Source organism: Bartonella sp. HY038 (assembly GCF_014117425.1).
Taxonomy (GTDB): Bacteria; Pseudomonadota; Alphaproteobacteria; order Rhizobiales; family Rhizobiaceae; genus HY038.
Window position 1 is genome coordinate 2,652,605 of sequence record NZ_CP059725.1, and the last position, 23,353, is coordinate 2,675,957.

General features: G+C 41.2%; 22 protein-coding genes. 12 read left to right on the top strand and 10 right to left on the bottom strand.

Translation table 11 applies throughout. The features are described 5' to 3' along the window. Positions 1 to 12 precede the first annotated feature (12 nt). The gene (locus H3299_RS11455) at positions 13 to 1,638 is read left to right on the top strand and encodes an MFS transporter (protein ID WP_182417794.1); all 1,626 of its coding nucleotides are present in this window, start codon (positions 13 to 15) and stop codon (positions 1,636 to 1,638) included. Positions 1,639 to 1,680: 42 nt separating this feature from the next. Here H3299_RS11455 and H3299_RS11460 read toward each other — a convergent pair whose 3' ends face one another. Continuing rightward, positions 1,681 to 2,085 (bottom strand): hypothetical protein, encoded by a 405-nt coding sequence (locus H3299_RS11460; RefSeq protein WP_182417795.1) that lies wholly within the window; start codon positions 2,083 to 2,085, stop codon positions 1,681 to 1,683. Between the two features lie 24 nt (positions 2,086 to 2,109). Here H3299_RS11460 and H3299_RS11465 point away from each other — a divergent pair, with 24 nt between their 5' ends. After that, positions 2,110 to 2,370 (top strand): hypothetical protein, encoded by a 261-nt coding sequence (locus H3299_RS11465; RefSeq protein WP_182417796.1) that lies wholly within the window; start codon positions 2,110 to 2,112, stop codon positions 2,368 to 2,370. A 53-nt stretch (positions 2,371 to 2,423) separates the two neighbouring features. Here H3299_RS11465 and glmM read toward each other — a convergent pair whose 3' ends face one another. The 3 genes from glmM to ubiA form a co-directional block, all read right to left on the bottom strand. Continuing rightward, positions 2,424 to 3,776: a phosphoglucosamine mutase gene (glmM, locus tag H3299_RS11470; protein ID WP_182417797.1), complete on the bottom strand. Its 1,353-nt coding sequence runs from the start codon at positions 3,774 to 3,776 to the stop codon at positions 2,424 to 2,426. 182 nt (positions 3,777 to 3,958) lie between these two features. Beyond that, entirely contained in the window at positions 3,959 to 5,350 is a 1,392-nt protein-coding gene (locus H3299_RS11475) for an L-cystine transporter (RefSeq protein WP_182417798.1), read from the bottom strand. Positions 5,351 to 5,728: 378 nt separating this feature from the next. After that, entirely contained in the window at positions 5,729 to 6,718 is a 990-nt protein-coding gene (gene ubiA / locus H3299_RS11480; RefSeq protein WP_182417799.1) for a 4-hydroxybenzoate octaprenyltransferase, read from the bottom strand. Positions 6,719 to 6,937: 219 nt separating this feature from the next. On the opposite strand from ubiA, the gene H3299_RS11485 reads away from it, so the two are divergent. Together H3299_RS11485 and H3299_RS11490 are read left to right on the top strand one after the other, a co-directional pair. Next, entirely contained in the window at positions 6,938 to 7,849 is a 912-nt protein-coding gene (locus tag H3299_RS11485; protein ID WP_182417800.1) for an enhanced serine sensitivity protein SseB C-terminal domain-containing protein, read from the top strand. A gap of 40 nt (positions 7,850 to 7,889) precedes the next feature. Beyond that, a complete protein-coding gene (locus H3299_RS11490) occupies positions 7,890 to 8,648 on the top strand; it encodes a hypothetical protein (RefSeq protein WP_182417801.1) in 759 nt (252 codons plus the stop codon). Here H3299_RS11490 and H3299_RS11495 read toward each other — a convergent pair. Both H3299_RS11495 and H3299_RS11500 read right to left on the bottom strand, forming a co-directional pair. Next, on the bottom strand, positions 8,623 to 10,023 hold the full coding sequence (locus tag H3299_RS11495) for a TrkH family potassium uptake protein (RefSeq protein WP_182417802.1): 1,401 nt from the start codon (positions 10,021 to 10,023) through the stop codon (positions 8,623 to 8,625). The two genes, H3299_RS11490 and H3299_RS11495, sit on opposite strands and share 26 nt — an antisense overlap. A 304-nt stretch (positions 10,024 to 10,327) precedes the next feature. Continuing rightward, positions 10,328 to 11,095: a hypothetical protein gene (locus tag H3299_RS11500; RefSeq protein ID WP_182417803.1), complete on the bottom strand. Its 768-nt coding sequence runs from the start codon at positions 11,093 to 11,095 to the stop codon at positions 10,328 to 10,330. A gap of 303 nt (positions 11,096 to 11,398) precedes the next feature. Here H3299_RS11500 and H3299_RS11505 point away from each other — a divergent pair, with 303 nt between their 5' ends. The 7 genes from H3299_RS11505 to modC all read left to right on the top strand — a co-directional run bounded on the left by H3299_RS11505 (position 11,399) and on the right by modC (position 17,200). Then, positions 11,399 to 11,953 (top strand): RNA pyrophosphohydrolase, encoded by a 555-nt coding sequence (locus H3299_RS11505; protein WP_182417804.1) that lies wholly within the window; start codon positions 11,399 to 11,401, stop codon positions 11,951 to 11,953. 152 nt (positions 11,954 to 12,105) lie between these two features. Further along, on the top strand, positions 12,106 to 12,555 hold the full coding sequence (locus H3299_RS11510; RefSeq protein WP_182419751.1) for a GNAT family N-acetyltransferase: 450 nt from the start codon (positions 12,106 to 12,108) through the stop codon (positions 12,553 to 12,555). 281 nt (positions 12,556 to 12,836) lie between these two features. Beyond that, positions 12,837 to 13,589 carry a TSUP family transporter gene (locus H3299_RS11515; protein WP_182417805.1) on the top strand — a complete coding sequence of 251 codons (753 nt, stop codon included), beginning with the start codon at positions 12,837 to 12,839 and terminating at the stop codon, positions 13,587 to 13,589. A gap of 133 nt (positions 13,590 to 13,722) precedes the next feature. Next, positions 13,723 to 14,508, top strand: a complete 786-nt coding sequence (locus H3299_RS11520; RefSeq protein WP_182417806.1) for a TOBE domain-containing protein — start codon at positions 13,723 to 13,725, stop codon at positions 14,506 to 14,508. A gap of 41 nt (positions 14,509 to 14,549) precedes the next feature. Beyond that, entirely contained in the window at positions 14,550 to 15,290 is a 741-nt protein-coding gene (modA, locus tag H3299_RS11525; RefSeq protein WP_182417807.1) for a molybdate ABC transporter substrate-binding protein, read from the top strand. A gap of 141 nt (positions 15,291 to 15,431) precedes the next feature. Next, a complete protein-coding gene (gene modB / locus H3299_RS11530) occupies positions 15,432 to 16,109 on the top strand; it encodes a molybdate ABC transporter permease subunit (RefSeq protein ID WP_182417808.1) in 678 nt (225 codons plus the stop codon). Then, entirely contained in the window at positions 16,106 to 17,200 is a 1,095-nt protein-coding gene (gene modC, locus H3299_RS11535; protein WP_182417809.1) for a molybdenum ABC transporter ATP-binding protein, read from the top strand. The genes modB and modC overlap by 4 nt, the downstream gene beginning before the upstream one ends. Positions 17,201 to 17,246: 46 nt before the next feature. Here modC and H3299_RS11540 read toward each other — a convergent pair whose 3' ends face one another. The 4 genes from H3299_RS11540 to mtgA form a co-directional block, all read right to left on the bottom strand. Next, complete coding sequence (locus tag H3299_RS11540; protein WP_182417810.1) at positions 17,247 to 17,642, bottom strand: RNA-binding S4 domain-containing protein; 396 nt, start codon at positions 17,640 to 17,642, stop codon at positions 17,247 to 17,249. Then, a complete protein-coding gene (locus H3299_RS11545) occupies positions 17,639 to 20,644 on the bottom strand; it encodes a helicase-related protein (RefSeq protein WP_182417811.1) in 3,006 nt (1,001 codons plus the stop codon). Before H3299_RS11545 ends, H3299_RS11540 begins: the two co-directional genes overlap by 4 nt. Positions 20,645 to 20,974: 330 nt before the next feature. Further along, positions 20,975 to 21,154 (bottom strand): 50S ribosomal protein L32, encoded by a 180-nt coding sequence (gene rpmF / locus H3299_RS11550; protein WP_182417812.1) that lies wholly within the window; start codon positions 21,152 to 21,154, stop codon positions 20,975 to 20,977. A gap of 185 nt (positions 21,155 to 21,339) precedes the next feature. Beyond that, positions 21,340 to 22,125, bottom strand: a complete 786-nt coding sequence (gene mtgA, locus H3299_RS11555) for a monofunctional biosynthetic peptidoglycan transglycosylase (RefSeq protein ID WP_182417813.1) — start codon at positions 22,123 to 22,125, stop codon at positions 21,340 to 21,342. A 277-nt stretch (positions 22,126 to 22,402) separates the two neighbouring features. Here mtgA and H3299_RS11560 point away from each other — a divergent pair, with 277 nt between their 5' ends. Then, positions 22,403 to 23,314, top strand: coding sequence for a polyprenyl synthetase family protein (locus H3299_RS11560; protein WP_182417814.1), 912 nt, complete (start codon positions 22,403 to 22,405; stop codon positions 23,312 to 23,314). Positions 23,315 to 23,353 lie beyond the last annotated feature (39 nt).

A 23,353-nucleotide genomic window follows, 5' to 3' on the forward strand; every position in this document is an offset into this window, starting at 1 on the left:
AACGAGGGAAATATGTTACCACGCGGATCAGCTCTTGCACCATTTAAAACCATTGCCTTTCGCAATTTATGGTCAGCAACACTTGTTTCCAACCTTGGAGGCTTGGTGCAAACCGTTGGTGCTGGTTGGCTTATGGTATCAATTACCAATTCGCATTCTATGGTGGGGCTTGTTCAAAGTGCGACCACCCTACCCATCATGATTTTTTCGCTAATGGCTGGGGCATTAGCCGATAATTTTAATCGTCGCCAAATCATGATAACGGCCCAGAGCTTAATGATGCTAGTATCAATTCTACTCGCATTTTTAACCTTTATGGACTGGATCACACCATGGATGTTAATCGGCTTCACCTTTTTAATTGGCTGTGGCGGTGCACTTTACAATCCGCCATGGCAGGCAACAGTTGGTGATATTGTACCGCGCAATGATATCCCGGCAGCCGTTACGTTAAACAGTGTAGGCTTTAACCTGATGCGCTCGGTTGGGCCTGCAATTGGTGGTTTAATTGTTGCTGCATGGGGAGGTGCTGCTGCATTTATTTTTAATGCCTTTAGCTATATTCCACTAATTGGCGCGTTGTTTTTTTGGAAACCAGTTTACCAAAAGCCAGCTTTACCGCGTGAGCGTTTGGTTGGTGCAATGTCTGATGGCTTGCGTTATGTTTTAATGTCGCCGCACCTCATTAATATTATGGTGCGCTCTTTCATGTTTGGCATCGGCGCGATTTCTATTTTAGCACTTTTGCCAATTATAGCCAAAAACATGCTAAACGGCAACGCGCTTTCCTATGGTAGTATGCTTGGTTTCTTCGGTATTGGCGCAATTATTGCTGGAATATTCAATTCGCGCATAAGAGCGCATTTTCGTAGTGAAAGCATTGTTAAGTTTGCCTTTATTGGTTTTGCGTTTTCCTGCATTTGCTTAAGTTTAAGTACATCACTGATTATTAGCCACATAGTTCTTTTGCCGGCCGGCATGTGTTGGGTTCTTGCGCTTTCGCTTTTCAATATATCGGTGCAGCTTTCAACTCCGCGTTGGGTGGTTGCACGCGCATTAGCGCTTTACCAAACTGCTTCATTTGGTGGCATGGCGGTTGGCAGTTGGCTTTGGGGCAATATTGCCGATCATTATGGCACAACGATTGCTCTTATCACTTGCGGCCTATTTCTTCTGCTCGGTGCAATCGCTGGTTTTCGGTTTGCCATTCATGAAATTGGCGATATTGACCTTGCACCTTCTAACCTATTTCGCGAGCCTGAATTACGACTTGATTTAAAAGCCCGTAGTGGGCCAATTATGATTATGATCGATTATAATATTAGTGAAGAAAATGAAGAAGCATTTTTGAGCGCAATGGAAGAACGTAGACGCATTCGCCTGCGCGATGGTGCACGCCATTGGACATTAATGCGCGATTTAGAAAACCCAGAATTATGGACAGAATCCTATCATATGCCAACCTGGGTTGACTATTTGCGCCATAATCAACGCCGTATTAAATCCGATGTTGAAATAATTGAAGTATTAAGCACACTGAATAAAAATGGTGAACGACCAAAAGTGCATCGCATGATAGAACGTCAAGCTGTACCGCCAGCTCACGAGCTTCATATTAAACCGCCCCCTGATGTATAGAAACGTTTTTTCAATTTACCCATTAACAGGATGCAACGATATTTAACCAACATCGAACTTAGCAAAAAAAACGGTAAAATCAAAAGACTTTGGGAATTTAATTTGATACCCATCAATATTTTCGATCATGCCATAAAGATGTATATGATTGACTGGCATTGTTTTAAAATGGTAAAATTGCATTAGGTTAGCAATAATATATTCAATATTATTTTCTGACAAATAACTGAAAATACAGCCATTTTTTACAATGATCTTGTTAAGTTTCGACGATTTATTTAAACTAATTTTTGCTTTATCGGTCTTTGTTTTTAAGATTATATAATCTTCCCATTCCATCTTGACCGCATAAAATGCATCAACAAATTTTATGATATCATCATAAGCAATGTTTAATACCAATTCATTTTCGGTAAAGACAATATTTTCTTGGAAAAATAATACCATTTTTTCCCTTTTAAAGGACTCCAAATGTGCGGTTTAGATGAAAAATATCTTCTAATGTTAATTTATCAGTTAACCATTGCGCAACGGGCTTTATTTTCGCAAAGCCAAAACAAAGATTTTGAAATATTTAAACTTATCCATATTATTAGTTCTTTTAATCTTCAAAACCGCAATATTGACCAATTACACACGATAATAAAAAATCATTGTGAAAACGATACGATTTTAAAGGACCAAGTTAATTATGCGCTAACACTTGCTTATAATGATAGCATAAAACAATAAAGCCACTACCCGCACCTAAAAATACGTTAATGGCTTTCAATTGAAGAACAGATTTAAGCGGCTGCACGCTCGGCAGAAATAGCGTCGATAATCATATCAACTACCTGCTCAACAAGGCTAAGATTATCACCTTCCGCCATAACGCGAATAAGCGGCTCTGTCCCTGATGGACGGATTACGAGGCGACCATTTTTGCCAAGTTTTTCATTACCATCACGAATAGCGGCTTGCACATTTTCGCTTTCAAGCGGTTTACCACCACTAATGCGAATATTTTTTAGCAATTGCGGCACAGGCTCAAATTTATGGCAAAGCTTGCTCATTGGTTTGTTGGCACCTTGTAAACAGCCAAGCACCTGTAAAGCACTAACAAGACCATCACCGGTAGTACCATAATCAGACAAGACTATATGGCCTGATTGCTCGCCACCAACATTAAAACCATGATTGCGCATATGTTCAACCACATAGCGGTCACCAACCTTAGTGCGGGCAAGAGTTAAGCCTTTATCCCCTAAAAACCGTTCTAAGCCAAGGTTGGACATTACGGTCGCGACAACGCCGCCACCTCGTAAATCACCATTATTATACCAGCTTTCAGCAATAACGGCCATAAGCTGATCACCATCAATGACCTGACCATTTTCATCCACCATCAATACCCGATCGCCGTCACCATCAAGCGCAATACCTGCATCTGCACGCACTTCATGTACTTTTTTAATCAAAGAAATCGGATGGGTTGAACCGCAATCTTCATTAATGTTAAAACCATCCGGCTCATCATGAATGGTGACAACCTCAGCGCCTAGCTCCCAAAGCGCAAGCGGGGCGGCTTTATAAGCGGCACCATTAGCGCAATCCACAACAATTCGTAGACCCTCAAGGCGCACATCGCGCGGCATTGTGCGTTTTGCATATTCAATATAGCGATAAATATCACCTTCAACACGTTTTGCACGGCCAATTTCGCGTGGGCCGGCCAAAAATGGTGTCATGTCGCTTTGGATAAGCTCTTCAATTTTTTCTTCCCGCTCATCAGAAAGTTTAAAACCATCACGCGTAAAAAGCTTAATACCATTATCAGCATAATGATTATGGGAGGCAGAAATCATCACCCCAATATCGGCGCGCATTGAACGACAAAGCATAGCAACAGCAGGGGTTGGAATTGGTCCTAATAAAAATACATCAACGCCAGCGGAGGTAAAACCAGCAACCAAGGCATTTTCAAGCATATAACCCGAAAGCCTTGTATCCTTACCAATAACGACACGGTTTTTATAACCCGAACGGCGAAATAAAATACCCACTGCCATACCGATTTTCATCGCAATTTCAGGTGTCATCGGGAAGCTATTGGCTTTACCACGCATTCCGTCTGTGCCAAAATATTTTCTTGCCATGCTGATACTTTCGTTTTGAAACATGCAATTTATAACATCCGCATGCCCTATTTTATGTTGCTTACATCAATTAAAATTGCTCTGCAAACAATAATTAACGCCAATATAATATCGAGGCGTTAATTTTTTGAAAATATAAAAAGCCAATAAAAATGCGAGGATATGACCCTCGCATTTAATCATTAACCTTGCGTCAAACTTGCATCATCATCTTTATCAAAAATAGATTTATCCGTTTCATGCATGACTTGACTGGTAATCATACCTGCTGTCATCGAACCATTCACATTTAGGGCTGTGCGTCCCATATCAATCAGCGGCTCGATAGAGATAAGCAAAGCAACAAGAGTGACTGGCAAGCCCATAATCGGCAAAACAATCAATGCCGCAAAGGTTGCGCCGCCGCCAACGCCGGCAACGCCTAGCGAACTAACGGTTACAATGGCAACTAACGTCATGAACCACATTGGGTCAAAGGGATTAATGCCGACGGTTGGCGCAACCATTGCAGCGAGCATAGCAGGATATAAACCAGCACAGCCATTTTGACCGATTGTTGCACCAAAGGAAGCAGAAAAACTTGCTATAGATTGCGATACGCCAAGGCGCTCGGTCTGCGCTTCAATATTAAGTGGAATAGAAGCAGCACTTGAACGACTGGTAAAAGCAAACGTTAAAACGGGTAAAACCTTTTTAAAAAAACGCATAGGATTAATCCCCGATAAGGCTAATAATCCACCATGCACCGCAAACATGATAGCAAGACCAATATAAGATGCTATAATAAATGTGCCAAGATTTATGATAGCTGCAATATCAGATTGGGCAACGACCTTAGTCATTAAAGCAAAAACACCATAAGGTGTAAGGCGAATGACAATGCGAACCAGTTTCATAACCCATAATTGTGCGGTATCAATTGCCGAAAGGAGCCCTTTACCTTTTTCAGGATTATCGCGTAATAATTGGATTGCGGCAGCACCTAAGAAAGCTGCAAAAATAACCACAGCAATAATTGATGTTGCACGGGAATTGGTAAGATCAGCAAATGGATTATTCGGCACAAAAGACACAATGATATCTTGAATACTCATGGAGCTAAGCTTTGCAGCATGGTTACTTTCGATATAACTTAAACGTGCAGTTTCGGCAGCTCCTTGCACGAGACCTTGCGCTGAAAGACCAAAGATCTTGACCATCAATACACCAACTAAAGCTGATATCAAAGTTGTACCGAGCAATATGCCAATGGTGTAAAAACTAATTTTGCCAAGAGAAGATGCATTATGTAATTTGGCAACTGCTGACAAAATGGACACGAGCACCAAGGGCATAATGACCATTTGCAACAAGCCAACATAACCATTACCGACAATGTTAAACCAAGCAATGGACTGCTTTAAAACATCGCTTCCCGCTCCATAAAATAACTGCAATATGCCACCAAAAATGACACCTAACACGAGGCCGACAAAAACTTTAAGAGCTAGGCTCCAATTAGTTTTTTTCAACTGATGAAGTGCAAAAAGCAACGCGATAAAGACGACAAGATTTATAAAGAGCGCGGGCGACATTTTAAATACCTTTATTATTTTGCTCATTGGAGTGGTTCACAACAAAGCAAAATCAATTTGAATAGGAATGCTTGGTTTTTCTATCTGTTTTAACATATAGAGCGCTAAAATGATTTTTCGCTAAAATTAAACTGAATTTTTTTTAAATGTTAAAACCTGATGACATGCCTTATGAGGAATGGAAAACAGGTGAGAAATTAAAACGACAAGCATAATGAATTTATACCTGTTTGATCATCTCCCAGTGAAATCAACAAGAGCAAAAAATATCACAACTTAAGATATATTAAAATAATAATCTTATTATTTGATAAAAATTAGAATTTTATTATTAGAAAAACAGAAAAAATTCCCCATGGGCATTGAAAACAGCAATATTTAAAGAGACACCCAGACACCACCTAAGATCAAACCTGCAAAAATTAAAAATCCTAAAAATGAATTGGATAAAAACAATTTTAAGCATTGTTGATGATCATCTATATCAAGCACCCTTATTTGATAAATCATATGAATGAAAGCAAGCAATAAGCCCACAAAAGCAAGTGAGGGTATATGGGCAAGAAGAAATGCCGCAAGTGTGAAAATAAGCATGCCACTATAAAGCAAGGTCAAAGCGAGTTTAGTCTTGTCACCAAAAAGCCTTGCGGTTGAGCGCACACCAACCAGCGCATCATCTTCCTTATCTTGATGAGCATAAATCGTATCATAGCCTATTGTCCACATGACAGAGCCGATATAGAGCAAAATTGGCGGCCAATCGAGCGAGCCTCTAGCTGCTGCCCAGCCCATTAAAGCGCCCCAATTAAAAGCAAGCCCAAGCACAAATTGTGGCCAGTCGGTTATTCTTTTCATAAAAGGATAGATAGCTACAACGATAATCGACCCAAGCCCCAAATTAATGGTAAAGGCGTTAAATTGTAAAAGCACCAGTAACCCAATGATACATTGCAGCAATAAAAATAATTTGGCTTGAATCCGGCTAACTTGCCGTGATGGTAGTGGGCGTGAACGTGTGCGCTCTACCGCACTATCAATATTATGGTCAACAAGATCATTATAAGTGCAGCCTGCGCCGCGCATGGCAACAGCGCCAATAAAGAACAAGAATAAATGCCAAAGCGATGGCATAACATTCATAAATTGCGCGCCATGATGACTACCAGCAACACTTACCAGTGCCGCAGACCACCAACAAGGCCACATTAAAAGCTTCCAGCCAATAGGCCTATCCCAGCGCGCCAATTGTGCATAGGGCCAAAATCCACGTGGCAACAAGCGGTAAACCCAATGACTGGACGGAGCATCTCTTACCCGCCCTTGCTGTTTATCTGATTGAATATCCGATGTATTTTGCTTGCCTTGCATGGTGCAAGTTATCCTTTTATGACATAATTTTTGATGCAACATGCCAGATTATAATTTGAATTGCACGTTAAAAATATGCCGATAATTAGCTGTCTTTGACAAGTTAACACCTTATGTTTAAAAATGCGAAGCTATAAAATAATATTACCATCAAATAGCAATAACCTATTATAATTTAAATTTTTAAGCTTTTTAAAAATAAGTGGGGGTACAATAATTATGTTCAGCAAAATTAGAAATTTTTTTAGCGATAAATTGCAAAAAAAAATCACTGATCGGCAATTTTCAACCGAAGAAGATGCCAGTCTACCCACCACAAATGACCAATTGCCGCTTCTCGCAAATCCGGGACTTATCGCAGCTATCACTACGTTAAGAAATGAAGAAAGCGCAGAAAATCGCATCAGATTTCAAAACCTTATGAAGGAATCGCGTTTCATCCTAGTGACAACCAAATTAAGTGCGATGGACAAAAACGATAGGGTGATATTTGATCATGCTGAAGACGAGCATAGCAGTGACAATAAATTTGGCATTGCCCTTACCGCGAGAAATGAAAAATTATATTATCTTATTTTCACCGATATGGATCGCTTCAATACTTGGCAACAGCAACATAATAATGATGCTCATAGTAACTCATCTAAATCACAACCCAATTTGATTGCATTTGCAAATTTATGCGACCTTATCATGGAAACGCCATCCGAGCCATATGGTATCCTTATCAATCCAAAATGCGAAGACTTCTTGGTTCAACATGAGTTTTTTAAAATGGTTTCGGTCGAAGCCCAGTTGCAGATGTCACACAATGAGGGAACAAAGGTTACTCTCCAAACCCTTGAAATCTCAGATCTGTCAGAAAATTTAGTCAATGAATTGAATGATTTTTTTAAAAAAACAATAGAAATTCATGCCGTTTGGGCGGTGATTATGGTCATGGAGCAGCAGCAATATTTTACACTTATTATCGACTGCTCTGGTAATCATGATGATATTTTTCCTAAAATACTGAATATTTGCGCAGCTTATATTGGCGAAGATGAAAAGACCACTGCGGTACAAGCAGAGCATGAGCCATTTAAATCACTGGTTGAGCAATTTGCGCCAATTTTCATACGCGCACATTAAAGCACTACAACAAGTAAAATTGGTAAAAGGGATTGTTTTGATGCGAAAATTCATTGAAAAACTAAAAAAAGATAAAAGCTTAGCCAATCAACAAGCATTTTTTCATGCCCTATCAAAACAGATTATTTATCTTGCTGAAACTCCACAACACGAACAAAAAGCGCAAACAGATCACAAACTGCTGATTGAATACCACGATAATGGAGTTGGTTATTTACTCGGCTTTAGCAATCCTCAATATTTCCAAAAATGGCAGCAACATGAGCAATTAACGCGCCAAAAATATTGCATTAAGCCATTTAATTTTGAAGAATTGTGTTTGCTAATGAAAGATTTTCAAAAAGATGAAACTGCACTTATTCTTAATCCAGCATGTGATAATCTCATAATTGCCAATGAATTATTTCATGATGCAAAAAAGTACGAAAGTCATCAAGATGATACAATAAGCGATAAGCAAACCTATGTCGCTATGACACCGCTTGAGCAAGGCGATTTTTCGTTTGAACTTTTACAGCTATTGCAAAATGAATTTAATAGTGAAAACTGGATAAGCAGTGTTTGGGCGGCAACAATAGACATTGACAGCATGGAAAGCTTTTTACTTATTATCGCAGGCAACAACACGCAAGATAGTGCTAACCACGGCGAATGTGATCAAAACCTATATCAGCTTTTATTAAAGATTTGCACACCATTTCTTGGAAGCGCCAATTTGACAATTTTAAGTAGCACAACAAGCCCTTTTAATCGAGCTATTTTAAACTATGATCCTATCTTTGCCAGAAAGCCGGGATAAATAGAATAAAAATAGTTACAATTTCAAGGCGGCCAGCCAACATTAAAAATGACAAGATCCATAAACTATTATCTTCAATTGTAGAAAAATTTCCAACAGGGCCAATTTTATCGCCAAAACCTGGGCCAACATTTGATAAAGCCGTAAGCGCACCGCTGATTGCAGAAACAAAATCTAAGCCGGTAATGACCAATAACATAGCACCAATAATAAGTGTTGTCATATAAAGGCATAAAAACAATAATACGGTTTGGGCAATATCGCCAGAAACTTCTGAACCACCATAGCGCACTTTAACCACAACATTTGGCGACAATAAACGGGCAAGATTGGCAGAAGTCAAGCGCCACAAAATAATGATCCGGTTAATCTTGATGCCGCCAGAGGTTGAACCAGAGCAACCACCAATGAGCGAGGCTAGAAAGAATATACCAAGCGCTAAAGGCCCCCAATTTGCATAGTCTTCAGTTGCGTAGCCCGTGGTAGTTATGACTGACACAAAGTGGAAAAGCGCCGTTAAAAATGCTTCAAAAAATGACTCTTGACGGGTGATACTTAAAGATAAAGCCAATATAAAACTGGCAATTGCGACGATTGACAAAAACAGCTTAACCTGCGGATCATAAAAACGTTGTTTGCTATGCCCGATAACCATTTTGACATAAAACACAAAGGGCATAGCCGATGCTAGCATAAAAATTGTAGCAATAACAATAATCATCGGCTGATCGGCATAAAACCCTAGTGAATCATCATGGGTTGAAAAGCCTGCTGTTGCAACGGTTGTCATCGAATGGTTAAGCGCATCAAACATATTCATGCCGGCAGCAAAATAGCAAAGCGTGCATAAAACAGTTAGCGACAAATAGGCAATGATAATTGCATTGGCGATTTGATTAACCCGCGGCAAAATCTTTTCTGATCGATCCGATGACTCCATATGAAAAAGCTGGACACCTCCAACGCGTAGCGAGGGCAGCAGCAAAAGCGCAAGACCGATAAAGCCGATACCACCAATCCAACATAAGAGTGAGCGCCAAAGCAAAATCCCAGCCGGTTTATCATCAAGATCGACAAGCACCGTTGCGCCTGTTGTTGTTACCCCTGATACGGATTCAAAAATGGCTTGGGCAAAACTTATCGGCAAATGGGAAAAGAAAATTGGTAATGAACCTAAAAAACAAGCGGTCACCCATAGGCTTGCGGTTAATAAAAAGCCAAGCCGTGTTGAAAATCGTGCGGTTGCCCCATGGGTTGATACTAATACCAAAGTGGCGACCATAAAGGTTAAGAGGCTAGCATAGATAAAAACCTGCCAATCATCATTGCCTTGCCGAATGTCGGCAAGAGCCGGCAACAGCATTGCAGCCGCCATAATCAGCGAAAAGCGGGCGCAAATATTGGCAATGAATCGAAAAATGATGAAACCTCAATCTTGGTCTGTAAAACAATATTACTAGCGTGGGGCGGTATTAAACTAAAAGCATATATTAGCCAATTATTAATTGCGCTAAATACCCTCATATTTTGCATATTTATAGCTCTTTTACCATTAGTCCAATTTTTTTCCAACACCTTCACACAAAAAACAGCTAGGTTTAAAGCCGCCCAAATAAGCTTATGTTTTATCGCCATAATTCTGAAGATTACTTAGGCTAAAAACCAAGACGCATATTCTATTAGCAAGGAAGAATCGATACAGCGAGACTGAATAAAGAACTTATAAACTCAAGTACAATGCGTGTTATAAAACCATGCCAGCATAAAATATCGATAAGCCAGAATATCGCTATAGATAGATAGGCGTAATACGCAAAACCAACAAAATCATTAAAAATGATTGTATGCATCCAGTCCTGCTGAAAGAGATAAAAATAGCCAACCAATAAAGCAGAGCCAAGCAAAATAATCATCGGCAAAACAAGGTGGATATTTGCTCGTGGTCGCAACCACGTAATAAGACCAAGAGCTAGAAATACCAGTAAATTCGCACTACTAAAAATACGTGTTTCTTTAATTAATCCTGAGGTCACTTCTGCATATTTGACTTCAATAAGATTGGTAAGTTTTTCATTGATGTTTTGTAAATTAAAACGCTCGGTAATAAGGCTCTTTGTTTTTAGTGCATTAAAAATAGCCCGGCATGTGCAATCTGGATCGCGCATGCGGGCAGAAATTTCTTTGACTTTGGTGGGAAGTGTCGTTTTTAATAGCTTATCAATGGCTGCAATGCGGGCTTCATTTAAATTAGTCCTGCGGGCGACATAATTGCCAACTTTACTATCAAAAGCACGCTTCACCGTTTTTTCAACGCGTGATTGCACTTCACCAACAATAAGTACCTTGCCCCAGTTCTCAATTAAAAAAGGCATAGTAAAGGAAGCTAAAAAGACAATGAGAAAAAATAACGAACCAATTATACTCATCAAATAGGCTATTTTTCTCATCTATCCCCCTATATATTATTCTAAGTTCAATATAGTTCTGAAACCTATTTATACTTTATTATTAAATATTATAACTAAAAAATGGCAAGGTTTGATTTCTTAGCCATAAATTTTATTTTTGCATCTATTAAAGAATTTTTTAAAATTGGATATGCCACTTTTAAATAATCGCCACAAATTTATTGTGGGCATAGTGCCGCATTTGAAATTTTTATAATCTTTGTAATTGGCAAGCATCAAAAAGCTATTATAAATTACCAATGAATAGACATCTGCAGCTAAGCTATGATTGGAATTTGCCTGATGAGCAAAAAGGAAAAAAAAGACCTTCCCTTAAATGCTAAGGATCTACCCTACCGCCCTTGTGTTGGCATTGTTGTTTTCAATAGACTTGGCAAGGTTTGGGCAGGCAGACGCTTACCGATTGAAGGTAGCGAATTAAGTGGCGCCCATAATTTTTGGCAATTTCCCCAAGGTGGTATTGATAAGGGTGAAGATCCATATGACGCAGCTTTGCGCGAATTATGGGAAGAAACCGGCATTAAAAAAGTTAGCCTTTTAAAAGAGGCTGATGATTGGCTTAATTATGATTTGCCTGAACATCTCATTGGAATTACTTGGAAGGGTAAATATCGCGGCCAAAAACAAAAATGGTTTGCCTTTGCTTTTGAAGGCACAGATAGCGATGTTGCAATCAACCCACCGCCGGCTGGCAATACGGCAGAATTTGATAGTTGGCAATGGGTTGATCTTGCAGATATGCTTGATCTTGTTGTACCGTTTAAAAAATCTGTCTATGAGGGTGTTGTGCGACAATTTGCACCCATAGAAGAGCAAATAAAACAGGCTAATAAGTGATAAATATTGCAAATATATTCTCTTAACTAGCATTCAATTTTTATTGTAATTTTTGCTAAAAATCAAAATGCGATTTAAAAATAAAAAGGCTATGCGAGTTTAAAGTACTGCATTTAGTCATAAAGGAGACTAAAATGACCGTTCAGACCGATATGGGTTCCAATGTCGACATTTCTCTTTTGCACCTTAAGGACGCGCATGTGCTTGCGCCTTTGCTTGCAAGCTACGCTCAAGCCTTAAAGCGTGGTGCGCCGCGCCGCCCCGATGATTTTTATGCCGAGCAACTTTTGCAGGACCGTTCCGCTGAAGTGGTGGGGGCATGGATAGGCACTGAGCTTATCGGCTTTACTATTTTTTACGATTTACCAGAGCCAGTGTCGGGCCTAAGGGCGGGCCAAGTTGACCATATTCACGTCCACCATGCCCATCAAGGCAAAGGCGTTGCCAAAGCAATGATTGATGTTTTATGTGAAAAGGCTGAAGACCGCAGTTGGGCAAAATTAGTACTCAATGCCCCTCGCCTTCCTGAAGATGGCAAAAAGCTTTATGAGCAAATTGCCTTGCGAGGTGACTGGACAAGCTACGTCATTCGCTTTGATTAGTCGTACAATTCAATATTTATAAAATATGGATTTATAAAATATGGAGCGTTTTATAAAAGCGCTCCTTTTTTATCAGTAGATATTTTAAACATATAGACAAAGCATTTGATTTGTCCGTAAAAAACCAAATGATCGAAACAAACAAAAACATGTAATTGGGATCACTACCTAAAGGCTTTGCTTTTTAAAGTTTTTGAATGTCTGCTATATAGATAAAAAGTGATATCCCCTCCCCTTGCCGTTTACGCTGCAAAGACGCATAAAACAAATGGGAGCTGATCATGACCACTATATTAATGTTTTTGAGTTTTATCATTCTAGCAACCTATGTGCAAACGGTTACTGGTTTTGCCTTTGGTCTTGTTTTAATGGGGTTGATTGGTCTTTCACACCTTCTTCCTCTTGCCGATACTGCTATTATTGTTAGTATTTTAACGCTAACCAATGCGGCGGTTATTTTATTAAAAGCTTGGCGTATGGTGGATATAAAGCATTTATCCTTAACTTTGGCAGGTGCATTTCCTTTTGTCATCATTGGTGTTTTTTTACTTGATTGGTTGGCATCAACCTCCTTAACTCTTTTGCAGCTTATTCTTGGCCTCGTTATTATTTTATCAAGCTTTCAACTTTTACAAAGACCTAAAACTGGCAGCCAAATTGCACCCAATTATAGCTTTGTCATTTCGGGTGCATTAGGCGGTTTATTAAGCGGCTTGTTTTCAGCCGCGGCACCACCAATTGTCCACCATTTTTACCGCCAGCCGATAGATTACAAAATTATTCGCGATACCCTACTTGCACTTTTTGCCTGCACTGGCATTCTACGCCTTACCACCGTAGTCATCAGTGGATCATGGCATAGCAATATTATCTGGTGGACATTAATCGCCCTGCCCTTCGTTATTATTACCAGCTATCTAGCACGTCGCTTCCCTCCACCTCTGGGGCCTGAGGCAATAAGGCGACTGGTATTTTTACTGTTATTTGCATCGGGTGCTATGCTGGCTGTGCCGGCAGGATTAACTTTTTTATAATGCTATAGCTTAGTGTCAGGACCTTTAAGCTTAATTTTGAATAGTTTTAAACAACAGATGTTAGGCAAATGTGATAAAGAACTTGCTGTTTATTATTTTCGTTATATAGTATTGCATCATAACGAGGATAGACATGCCGATTCAAGCCGATCTTGCTTTTTCAAGTAAAAATATTTCACCCATTGGACAAACACGTATTGCATTATTAGAAGCCGTTGGCCGTGAAGGCTCTATTTCGGCAGCTGCACGCGCGGTAAATTTAAGCTATAAGGCCGCTTGGGATGCTCTTGATACCATGCAAAACTTGGTTGAAAAACCACTACTTGAAAAGACCAGTGGTGGCAAGGGTGGCGGTGGCACCAAATTAACGCCAGCTGGTATTGCTTTGATTGAAACTTTTTATCGCCTACAATCTGGCCTTGCCAAAATGCTTGAGGATTCTGCCAAAGACCTTGATGCCATTGGTCTAACATCAAGTAGCTTTATTCAAGGCTTTATGATGCGCACCTCGGCGCGCAATATTTTTGCTGGTGTTCTTGAAACCGTTAACTTGCGCTCAGTCTTTGCAGATATTGGAGTACGCGTTTCACCTGATATTTTTATTACCGCCCAAATAACCCGTAAAAGTGTTGAAACCTTGGGGCTGGTCACTGGTCGCCATGTAGCAGCTTTGGTTAAAGCCCCCTTTGTGATGATCAATCCTGCCAAGGATGACGTTGCTCACCTAAATTCAATGCAAGGCGTCATTCGTGAAATGTTGACCGAGGGTGATGCTGTTGAAATTACCATTAATCTTGGCGCTGATAAAACGATTGTCGCTACGAAAAGCACGGCTGAAGTAAGAGCGCTTAACCTTCAAGATGGTATGAATGTGACGGTCGGTTTTGACCCTTGCCACGTGATTATCGCAACCCATTAAACAAATTCAATCTTTCCTAACTCCTAAAAGGATTTTCTAATATGCGTTTAAAATTAGCTCTTATTGCAGCCCTCCTTCTTGGTTCAACCGCCCTTGCCAATGCTGAAAAGACATCGGTGGCAGTTGCTGCCAATTTCACTGATCCCGCAACTGAAATTTCGGCTTTGTTTAAAGAAAAAACAGGCCATGAAGCAGAGCTTGCTTTTGGTGCTACCGGCAATTTTTATAACCAAATTACCCAAGGCGCGCCTTTTGACGTTTTTCTTGCTGCTGATGACAGCCGCCCAGCGCTTGCTGTCAAAGAAGGCTATGGCGTTGAAAATAGCGTTTTCACCTATGCCATTGGCACCTTAGTATTATGGAGCAGCAAGCCTGACCTTATCAAAGATGCCGATAGCTTAAAAGATGCCTCTATCAACCATATTGCTTTTGCCAATGCTAAGGCCGCCCCTTACGGAAAAGCTGCTATTGAAGCGATGGAAAAGCTTGGCGTTTATGACAGCTTAAAGCCAAAATTGGTTGAAGGACAAAATATTTCACAAACTTTCCAATTTGCCAAAACTGGCAATGCGGAAGCTGGCTTTGTTGCTCTTTCACAAGTTATTAATGAAAAGGGCGGTTCACAATGGATTGTACCACAAGAATATTATAACCCAATTCGCCAAGATGCGGTTTTATTAAAAAATGGCGAAAAAAACGAAGCGGCGAAAGCCTTTATTGAATTTTTAAAAAGTCCTGAAGCCCATGAAATCATCAAAAAATATGGCTATCAACTCGACTAGTTATCCCAATTGGTGATCATGGTGCGGGCGTTCCTATATTTTAAAAGGAACGTCCGCTCTTTCATATTCATGAAAACAGAAATTAATCTTTTCTAGCAATAAGCAAATAATTTGCTAAAGGCTTAAAACATTGGGTGATGGATGGAGCTTCTCTCCGCACAAACATTAACCGCGATCGGTCTTACCTTACGCCTTGCCATTATAACCACCCTTATATTGCTTATATTGGGCATACCCTTGGCATGGTGGTTAGCGCGCTCGAAAAGCCTTTGGACAGAAGTTATTGCCACCATTGTCTCAGTGCCATTGGTGTTACCGCCAACGGTATTAGGATTTTATCTGTTGGTGGCTCTTGGTCCCAATGGCCCAATTGGATGGTTTGCGCCGCTCTTTGGTTTACGCACATTTGCTTTCAGTTTTACCGGCCTTGTCATTGGTTCAGTCGTCTATTCACTACCCTTTGTTGTTCAGCCTGTACGCAATGCCTTTGCCGCCATTGGCGATAGGCCTATGGAAGTTGCCGCAACTTTACGCCGTTCGCCATGGGCTGCATTTTGGGGCGTTGCTCTACCCCTTGCAAGACCGGGAATTTTAACCGGTGCGGTGTTAGGGTTTGCCCATACGGTGGGTGAATATGGCGTCGTATCGATGATTGGCGGCAATACTCAACAAACGCGGGTAATTTCCACCACCATCGTACATTTAAATGAAAACCAACAATTTGATGAAGCTTATATTTTGGCTGGCCTTATGGTTGCCTTTGCCTTTTTGGTTATTTTAACCATTATGCTTATTGAAAAGAAAAAGGCGAGCCAATGAAGACAGAGCAAAAAACCATAGAAGTTTGCGTTCATGGCAAGCTTGGCACATTTGATCTTGATGTCGCCTTTCAGGCACCGATCACCGGTATTACTGCACTTTTTGGACCATCTGGCTGCGGCAAAACCAGCGTTCTTCGCGCCATTGCTGGGCTTAACCATTTAAATGGCAAAATAAGCATAGGCGATGATATATGGCAAGATGACAAGCAATTTGTGCCAATTTATAAGCGAAAAATTGGCTATGTCTTTCAAGAAGCTAGCCTTTTCCCTCACTTAAATGTACGCAAAAATCTATGCTACGCCTTTGATAAGTCGCTAACTGGTGCAAGGCAATATTTTGATGAAGTAGTCGATATGCTCAATATCGGGCATCTGATTGACCGTTCGCCCAAAAATCTTTCTGGCGGCGAACGTCAACGCGTTGCAATAGGGCGCGCACTCCTATCATCGCCGCAAGTATTGTTGATGGATGAGCCACTATCCGCCCTTGATATGGCAACACGCACCGAGATTATGCCGTTTATTGAGCGATTGCGCGACCAATTAAAACTACCAATATTCTATATTACCCATGATATTAATGAAGTGGAACGCCTTGCTGATACACTTATTTTAATGGAGCAAGGGAAACTATTAGGTGCAGGCAAACTACAAGATCTACAAGCGGATATGAACCTTCCCCTTGCTCAGCAACGCAATGCTGCGGTTAATTTCAATGCCCAGATTGATCATTGGGACGAAGATAGTGGCATATGTGCGTTTTCGGTGAAGGGCGCACGCTTTTTAGCACCATTAGAAAAAGCACCTCAAAGCCAAGACATGCGCATCCGTATTGCCGCCAATGACGTTAGTCTTAGCCTTGAAAACCCTCAAAAAACCTCAATTCTTAATGTTGTTAATGCGGTTATTTTGTCAAAGACGTCAATTAATAATCATGAAATTTTGGTTTCGCTCAGTCTTGGTGATGATGACCAAGGCGCACATATCCTTTGTCGCCTATCGCGCTATTCTTGGCAAAACTTGAACTTAAAAATTGGGATGAAAATTTTTGCGCAAGTTAAAGGCATTGCCTTGCTGGGCATTGCATAGTTTGAAATAGCTATAATTTTCGAAATATTACGGTAAATAAAGCACCTTAATGCTCAAATTTGTTTTGCAAATTATCAAGCTGGCGGCGATCGCGCTTGGTTGGCCGCGGCCCTGTTTGTGTTTGCGCTTCCAATGCTTGGCGCGCTAGCTTTTCTTCCGCAGTTTCAACCGGCGTTAAATCTTGATATAATTGTTGTGCTTCAACAGCCGGACCACGACGCTCACCAAGGGCAACAATTTTAATAGTTTTAATTCTTTGATTATAGCTAATCGTCAAGACATCATCAGCTTTCACTAAATATGATGCCTTGTCGATTTTTTGTTTGTTTACTCGGATTTTACCGCTATTAGCAAGCTCCGCTGCCAGACTACGTGATTTTAATAAACGGCTGAAAAACAACCATTTATCAATTCTCAATTTATCTGGCAGCTGCTCACTCATTTTTTCAACTGGTCACGCAATGCTGCTAATTTTGCAAAAGGTGAATCTGGATCCATGGCTTTTGCAGGCTCATTATTGCGGGCTTTGTTGAAATCTTTTGGCTTATTATTAGCGCGGCGTTCATTATTGTTGCGACGATCATGATTACGACCGTCTTTATTAAACTCACGCTTTTCGCCAGATCTATCTTGATTTGACTTATCTTGGCGATTTTTATCATAACGTGGCTTATCGGAACGAGCCGGTTGCTCACCACTTGTTTCAACCGTAGCTGCGTGTGGCTTGCGGTCAAATTTCTTTTTGCCATCATTACGGTTATTATTATCGCGTGGCTTGTGCGGACGATTTTCCTGACGGCCCTGATAGCGCCAAAGCAACATCATCTTGACATTTTCAACCGGCTTTTCTGCTTCAGTATCTGCAACTTCAACAGTTGTTTCAGCAACAACTGGTTGGCTTTCAAGATTTGCCCACATTGGGCCAACTGGTTCAGCATCTAATGCTGGCGCAACGGCTGCTGCCTCTGCACCTTCATTAAGCTTGGCTTCGACTTCTGCGACACTGATTGAGTGAGAACGATAGCCAAGATTTTTAAGTACATCTTCCATATCAGCATGGCTTGCACCCAAAATCGACATCATAGCAGGTGTTACAATGAACTGGCGGCCATCAAATGCGCCTTCTGGTCTTGGACCCGTGCCCTCACGCCAAGCTAAAGCAGGGCGAATAAGATCAGCCAAACGCTCAAGGATATCAACGCGCACGGCACGCTTACCAAGAATACGATATCCAGCAAGGCGATAAAATTCTGGGTTAAATTCACCATTAACTTCAATAGATGTACGACCAGCAGCCATGGTTTGGATAATATCGCCATAACCGGGTTGGTCTTTTGCATCATTTTGCAAAGCCCAAAGCAATGTAATTGCTTGTGCTGGCGCTGGCTTTAAAAGTGCTGGAATAAAAATGTGATAGGCACCAAAACGCACACCAAGACGGCGGAGTGCAGCACGCGAATCTTGATCCAAGCTTTTTACATCATTAGCGATGTCGCGCCGAGGCAATACGCCAAGCTGCTCAACCAACTGGAAAGCAATACCGCGAGTGATACCAATTAAGGCATCAGCATTGATAAGATCGAAAAGTGGCTTTAATGCTGTTTCAAAATGGAAAGCAACAAAGCGACCAACGCGGTCATTGACCTTGTCACGCTGTGCACCCTGCAATTGCTCATCAGCCAGCAAGATAATGCGTGGCTTTAAAAACTCATCACCACTTACCAGAGTTGCAATAGGTTGACCAACCCAACGGACGATGCCGTCCGATGCCAGCGCTAAATCACCATTAGCACATGCACTAAGCCTTTCAGCCCGCGCATCATATTCAGGTGCTAATGCTTTTTGCGCTGCCGCTCTCACCGCTTTGGCATCACTGCCTTCGGCAGCTTTGTCCATGGTGAAACGGAAGCCTTCCAAATGTCCAACATGGTGACCTTCTACTAGAACATCACCGGTTTGCGAAATTTCGGCATCTATCATTGTATTCTCTCTCAGCCGTTTCATCAGAACGCTTGTTCTGCGGTCTACAAATCGTTTCGTCAACCTCTCATGCAGCGCATCAGACAATTTATCTTCAATTTCCCGCGTTTTTTCTTGCCAATGTTGCGGATCTGCCAACCATTTAGGTCGATGAGAGACATAAGTCCAGGTCCGAATCTGCGCAATGCGGTGTGATAAAGTATCAATATCGCCATCTGTACGATTAGCAAGTGCTACCTGAGATGCAACATAATTTTCATCAACTACACCAAATTCTACCACATCACGGAACAATGTGGCAATAATGTCGGCATGTTGGGCGGGGGCAATCTTACGATAGTCGGGAAGCGCGCAGATATCCCATAGCAATTTGACTTCATCGCTACCCTTTATACGTCGAGCAATCGAATCGTCTTTAGCCAAATAGCTAAGCGCACGAGCATCAACAGCTGGCATTGCCTTAACCAGACCGTCAATTGGGGATGGAGTATCAAGGGAGCGAATTAAGTTTCCAATTGTGCTAAAATCCATATTGGCAGTACGCCATTGCATGACTTTAACAGGATCGAAATAGCTACCTTCAATTTTTTCAACGAGTTCTGCTTCAAGCGGAGCAACACGTCCAGTAACGCCAAAAGTGCCATCACGTAAATGGCGGCCTGCACGCCCTGCAATTTGTGCAAGTTCGCTTGGATTTAAATCACGATATTGAAAACCGTCAAATTTTCGAGTTTGAGCAAAAGCCACATGATCTACATCAAGATTAAGCCCCATGCCAATCGCATCAGTTGCGACCAAATAATCTACATCGCCAGATTGATAAAGCTCTACCTGTGCATTGCGCGTGCGCGGCGACAAAGCACCCATAACAACCGCAGCACCGCCTCTTTGCCGGCGAATAAATTCCGCAATAGCATAGACCTCATCAGCGGTAAAAGCCACAATGGCAGAACGTCTTGGCAGCCGTGCAATTTTTTTTGAGCCACTATAGGTTAGTTGCGACAGCCTTGGCCGCGATGCAACGCTAAGCCCGCGCAACAGCTTTTCCAAAACACCACGCATGGTTAAGGCGCCGAGAAGCAAAGTTTCTTGGCGTCCACGTAAGTGCAAAATCCTATCGGTAAAAATATGGCCACGCTCTAAATCATTGGCAAGCTGCACTTCATCAATGGCAACAAAAGCGGCATTGGTCTCGCGCGGCATTGCTTCCACCGTGCATACAGAATAGCGAGCCTTAGGTGGCTGGATTTTTTCTTCACCAGTTACCAATGAAACTTTGTCTGCACCAATTTTTTCGCAAATTCGTGTATAAACTTCACGCGCCAACAAACGTAACGGCAAGCCAATAATGCCGCTATCATGCGCCAACATCCGCTCTATCGCAAGATGCGTCTTTCCTGTATTGGTTGGCCCCAACACTGCCATGACATTACGGCCAGAAAAAACAAGGGGGGTGTTCCCCATTGGCAACTCCAATTTTTGAAAAGGCCGTTAAGTCAATCACTCTCGGCCTTATCGCGCTTTTTAAAACCTATATTTGTATTTTATCAACACAAGGGTCTTTCAGCACTATTCTAATTATAATTATTAGACATTTTAATGTTTCATTTATGTTAAAACATTTAAAATTCAATATCTTTTAAATCAAACGCTTAACTAAACCATGAAACAATAAAAAAACCGACTTATCGTCGGTTTTTATATATTCTATCAGTCAACTCAAAATCAACCTACTTACTTAGCTTAAATCTAAACTGTAAATAGAATCAATTCTAATTGAAACCCAATACAGAATTAAGCCTTAGGTGTAAGAACTTGACGACCGCGATACATACCAGTCTTAAGATCGATATGATGTGGACGACGCAATTCACCTGAAGTCTTATCTTCAATATAAGTAGGTGTCTTAAGGGCATCAGCTGAACGGCGCATACCGCGCTTTGAAGGTGATGTTTTTCTTTTAGGTACTGCCATGGATCTATGCTCCGAATTCGTTCAAACACATTGAAGCGTGGCCATGAAAGCCTGAATCGCCCAATATAATTCACAAAGTTTGGGACGCTATACACTGATTAAAGCAATTTGACTAGCCAAAAGGTGTATTTTTTTAAAAAACTCCCAATAAAACATGCATTTTTTTACAAAATAGCGATTATATTTTAATTTACACAAGCAATATAAGCACCAGAATTGCGCGCACGTGATTCAAAAACCCGTGCCAGTTGGCTCATACCAGGACCTGGCTTTGTAGGATTGCGGATATAGGGATTGGGTAATGCTGCCGCCAGCAAAGCACCTTGCCTTGGAGTTAGATTGCTAGACGAGCGATTAAAATAATGGCGTGATGCAGCCTCTGCGCCATAAATTCCAGGCCCCCATTCGGCAATATTTAAATAAATTTCCATAGTGCGCTGTTTTGACAATAAAATATTAGCGCCAAGGGCAATGGGAATCTCAATCGCTTTGCGCACATAGGAACGATCTTGCCAAAGAAAAAGGTTTTTTACCATTTGCATCGTAATGGTGGAAGCACCACGATTTGGCCCACCATCATTATCCAAAACATCGCCCAAAGCATCCCAATCAACGCCATTATGGCTGCAAAATTTTCCATCTTCAGCCATCATTACCGCATTTATCAAATTAGGGGAAATAGCTCTGATAGAAACCCATTGGCGATCATAGCCACGCAATAGAACAACATCTCGTAGCATCAAAGTAGAGATTGGCTTGATAAAGGGCAAATTATAAAAGAGAAGCAAGAAAAAAGGCAAGAGCAGCAAAAGAATCAGACCAAGGGCAATCTTTTTAACAAGAGTTTTTTTGGTTTCCCCCTCGTTCCTTATCTCATCCTTATCAAGCAACAATGAACAATTCCTTTTATTTGCGATGATCTTGGTAATAATGCTTGATTTATAGGGTTTATCTGGCGGCTGCAATACCATGGATCGCCTTGGCTTATCACGCAGGATGATTATGCAAATACATTATACTCATTTTTTTGACAATCACTCATTCGCTTATGTTCTTTTACCTAAATGACGACCCACTGCAAAGATATTTTTCAATCTTAACAGCTATCAGACGGAAATCGGTATTTGCAATTTTGGCTACAAACTTATGTTTTGCAATTTTGGCTTCAAACTTATGTATAGTATTTTTTAAAAATTCCAGTATTAATAAATTGCCTTTATACCACCTGTTCAAATGTAATGTGAGACAATGGATAGTAAAAACAATTTTGAAGCTCTCTTGCTCGGTCATGCAAAGCGTGTTGAAACTCTCATAGGCCAGCTTTTAGCACCCTATCCACAAATGGGCGAGATTAACCGTCCACAAAAATTGCTGGATGCAATGCGTCATGGTGTTTTGAATGGCGGCAAACGTTTGCGCCCGTTCTTGGTTCTTGAAACGGCTTCATTATTCAATGTTAAAACCGATGCGCCATTACGTGTTGCAGCAAGTCTTGAAGCGATTCATAGTTACTCACTTATCCATGATGATTTACCCTCCATGGATAATGATGATTTAAGACGCGGTAAACCAACCGTTCATAAAGCCTTTGATGAAGCAACGGCTATTCTTGCGGGTGATGCTTTATTGACCCTTGCATTTGATATTATTGCGGCTGAAGAAACCGAATTAAAGGCAGAAGCACGCTTGTCGCTCATTCGACATTTATCAAGAGCTGCGGGCCTTGGTGGTATGGTTGGCGGCCAAATTCTTGATATTGAAGCGGAAACCAAAAAGCCCAATGAAGCTGGTATTATCATGCTGCAAGCCATGAAAACGGGAGCGCTTATCCGCTATGCCTGTGAAGCTGGAGCAATTATTGGTAATGCAACCAGCGATGATCGTGCCAGACTTGCCGAATTTGGCTCGGCAATCGGCCTTGCTTTCCAGCTTGCTGATGACTTGCTTGATGTAACAGCCGACACCAAGACGCTTGGCAAAACTGCTGGCAAAGATAGCCATGTTGGTAAAGGCACATTGGTGGCACTGCATGGCATTGACTGGGCAAAGCAACAGCTTGACGGCCTAATTAGCCAAGCTGAAGAACTGCTTTCACCTTTTGGTAACAAAGCTGATAATTTACGTAATTGCGCTTATTTTATTGCTCATCGGGATCATTAAGCAAGGTCAAAAAGCTATAAAACGTGGTGCAATACCTTT